The following is a 3523-nucleotide window of genomic DNA, read 5'->3' as shown; positions in this document are numbered from 1 at the left end:
GGCCATGCCTTCCCGACAGATCGCGGAAATCTGTCGAAGGCGGGGTGGGTCCGGTTGAGGGGGCGTGAGCCGCATGGATGCGGCGACCGAGCTTACATGGACGTACTTGCAGCGGCCCCCGCAACCGGATCCACCCCGCCATCCCACGGAATGCCCGCTGTTGCTGTTGCTGTTGCTGTTGCCGTCGATTCGGCGGGTGCAGGGCGCAGCCCTGCCGACAACCCCTTACCGCACTGGCACGTCGTAGGCGGTACCGGAGTCCGGCTCGGGCTGCAGCGTGTAGTGCCACCACTCCTGCGCATAGTTGGCGAAACCACGCCGTGCCATCGCCTGTACCAGCTGCTGGCGGTTGCCCTTCTGTGCGTCATTCAGGCCGGGCGTCTGCGTATGCGCGCGCGGGCCGAAGAAGTCGAAATCGGTGCCCATGTCCATCGGCGTACAGCGCCCGCTGCGGCAATCCAGYAGGCCCAGATCCACGGTGGCACCACGGCTGTGGCCGGAGCGCTCGGCGATGTAGCCGTCGCTCAGCAGCTGCGGCTTGTCCAGATCCGGATACTGCAGCGCCTTGCGCGACTGTTCCTGCGGATCACTCACCCAGGCCATGAACGCCTGCACCGCGCGCACCGGGCGATAGCAATCGTAGAGACGCAAGCCAAAACCCTGCGCGCGCAGGTCAGCTTCCACAGCGGCCAACGCCTTTGCCACCGGCGCCATCAGATAACACGCGGGCGCCTCATAGCCGGGCACGCGCGCAGCGGTGAAGTTGTTGGCACCGGCGTAGCGGATGTCCATCTCGATGCGCGGTGACAGCGTGCGGATCTCCACCAGTCCCGCCGCAGTGACGTCGGTGGCGGGCGAGATGCGTGGTGGCTCAGCGGCGTGGGCCGCCGCTGCCAGGGCAATCGCCAGTACGAGTGAAATGCAGGTCCTGGAAGTCATAGCTGAAGTCGATCTCCGGATCGATGGCGCGCAGTTCCAGCGTCGGCGTGCCTGCATCGGGATTCAGCCACGCCTGTGCCGAGGGTTCCAGCGTATCCCACTGCAACAGCCAGCGCCCTTCCAACTGCTTCACTGTTGCCTGCAGCGCGGGCGATTTGTCCACACTGAAGCGCAGGCCATTGCTGGTGGGGCATAGCGAGGCGGGGCCAAGCCAGGGATCGCGGTAACGCCCCTGCCATTGCGCCAGATCGGTGGCGGCGGCCGGTTGCGCGGCCCTGGTGGAGGGTGCACGACTTCCCGTGGCGGCGCGCTCGGCACGATCGGCCTTCAGCTCGGCCAGGTAGTACCCCACAGGTTGCGCGTCATCCGGCGCGGTGAACTGTTTCAGCGTCGACTCCATCAACGCGGTGCGGGCTTCTTCGGCCTCGCCGTTGATCAGCATCACCACGCCGACCTTGCGATCCGGCAGCAGCGCCAGCGAGGAATACATGCCCGACAGCGTACCGGTGTGCGCGACCTTCCAGTGCCCGTCCATGTCCGACACCCGCCAGCCCAGCCCATAGCCATAGAAGTGGGCGTTGTCCCACTTGCGTTGGCGTTCGCCCAATGGCATCGGCATGTGCAGCGTCCACAGCATGCGGCGTTGCTCGGCGCCCAACCACGCCGGTGCCAGCGCCGGGTCCAGCAGCACCTGCATCCAGCGCGTCATGTCGCGCAGCGAACAGCGGATGCCACCGGCCGCCATCGACGTCAGATCGGGGCTGAGCGTTCCATCGGCACCGGCCACCACATTGCGGCCATCGCGACGCACATGCGGTTGCGCGACATTGCCGACCTGCTTCACCGACCATGCGCCCACCTGGCAACGGGTCATCCCCAACGGATCAAACACCCGCTCGCGCATCAGCTGGTCATACGGCTTGCCACCGGCGGCCGCAGCCACCTCACCGGCAACGACGTACATCAGGTTGTCGTAGGCGTAGCCGCTGCGGAAACTGGTGACTGGCTTCAGGTGTGCCAGCCCTGCGATGACATCGCTGCGGGTGAAGGCATTGGGCTCGGGCCACAGCATCAGGTCACCGGCCCCCAGGCCGAGGCCACTGTTGTGAATCAGCAGATCGCGCACCTGCAGGTGTTCGCCCACCCAGGGGTCATGCATGCGGAACGCCGGCAGATGGCGGCGTACCGGGTCGTCCCAGCGCAGCTTGCCCTGCTCCACCAGCGTGGCCAGCAGCGCGGCGGTCATCGCCTTGCTGTTGGAGGCGATCTTGAACAGCGTGTCTTCATCGATGCGGCCGCCGTCACCGCGCCCCCCTTCGGTGTGGCGATAGACCACCTGGCCATCCTCGACCACCGCCATCGCCAGCCCCGGCAGGTGCTCGTGCTGGCCCACGAAGGCGATGTCGGCGTCCAGGCGTGCGGTGTCCACCGCCCCTGCTGGGGCGGTGGCGGCAAGCAACGCGGCCAAGGTCAGCAGGCGATACACGGCCGGTCTCCATTGGCAGGGCCGGGCGACGCCCGGCCCTGCGCATCCTCGTCGATCAGAAGTTCCAGGTCACCACCAGCTGGGTGTAGCGCGGCGCCTGCCAGCGGGTACCGGTAGCGAAGGTGTTCTCGCGGTACTGGCCAGGCTGGGCTTCGTAACGCTGGTGCACGTTGATGGTCTTCTGGTTGTTGAAGATGTTGTACACCGACAGCCGGGCACTCAGGTCGATGCTCTCCACCGRCAGGCGCCAGGTCACGTTCGCGCCCATGGTCCAAGTCCACGGCAGGCGACCGAAGGCACCACGCGGGCTGTATTCGAACTGGCGTTTGTCATAGGGGCCGGAGCAGTTGGCCACGCACAGCCAGCCGGTGCCACCACCGCTGCCCTCACTGGAGGTGCTGCCACCTGCGATCGAATCGTTCGGCCACATGACGCCATAAGCGGTGATCGGGCCGCCGGACTGCACCTGCAACGTGGTGCCGAACGACCACTGCTTGTTCAGCGCATACGCCGCGCGCAGCTTGAACTGGTGACGGAAATCATTGAACAGCACGCCATAACGTTCATTGGTAGCCGGGTGATCCCAGAACTGGACCATGCCGGTGTCGCCGTAGTTGGTATCGGAGTTCACCGGCCCTTCGAAATTGCCCTCGCTCTTGGACCACAGGTAGGACGCGTTGAGCATCCACTTCTCGTCCCATGCGCGATCGATCTGGAATTCCAGCGCCTTGTAGGTACGCTTCGGCTTGGAATAACCGATCACCTCGCCGCTGCCGCCCTTGCGATAGCCGCTGTTGGCGGTATCGATGGTGATCCAGCCTTCGTTGGCGCAGCCGATGCTCTTGTCGCCCCAGATGGTCAGGCTCTCGCCCGGGTTCGCGATCGGCCACAACGTGCTCGGCGTCGGTCCGCACGGGGTGTAGTTGATGCGGATGTCATCCAGTGCGCGGGTCATGCGCCGGTAGGTGGCGTTGACGCCCCACGACCAGGCCTGGTTGATCATGTTCTGGAAACCGAGGATGTACTCGTCCTGGTAGACCGCTTTCAGGTCCTTGTCCACGCTCTGCCGCAGGTCGGCACCGCCGGTGTTCATGCGGG

Annotated in this window: 3 protein-coding genes; all 3 read right to left on the bottom strand. The window is 65.7% G+C overall.

Translation table 11 applies throughout. The features are described from left to right. Positions 1–225: 225 nt before the first annotated feature. The gene (locus AC1VAN_RS15375; protein ID WP_442251939.1) at positions 226–939 is read right to left on the bottom strand and encodes a M15 family metallopeptidase; all 714 of its coding nucleotides are present in this window, start codon (positions 937–939) and stop codon (positions 226–228) included. Beyond that, a complete protein-coding gene (locus AC1VAN_RS15370; protein ID WP_442251940.1) occupies positions 872–2425 on the bottom strand; it encodes a serine hydrolase domain-containing protein in 1554 nt (517 codons plus the stop codon). Before AC1VAN_RS15370 ends, AC1VAN_RS15375 begins: the two co-directional genes overlap by 68 nt. A gap of 55 nt (positions 2426–2480) precedes the next feature. Then, positions 2481–3523: outer membrane beta-barrel protein (locus tag AC1VAN_RS15365; RefSeq protein WP_480986129.1), on the bottom strand; the 1043-nt coding region annotated here is incomplete at its 5' end.

It is taken from the genome of Stenotrophomonas sp. 05L44_2 (assembly GCF_056665995.1).
Note: the sequence above shows the minus strand (reverse complement) of the source record. Positions and strands in the feature narration are given on the sequence as shown.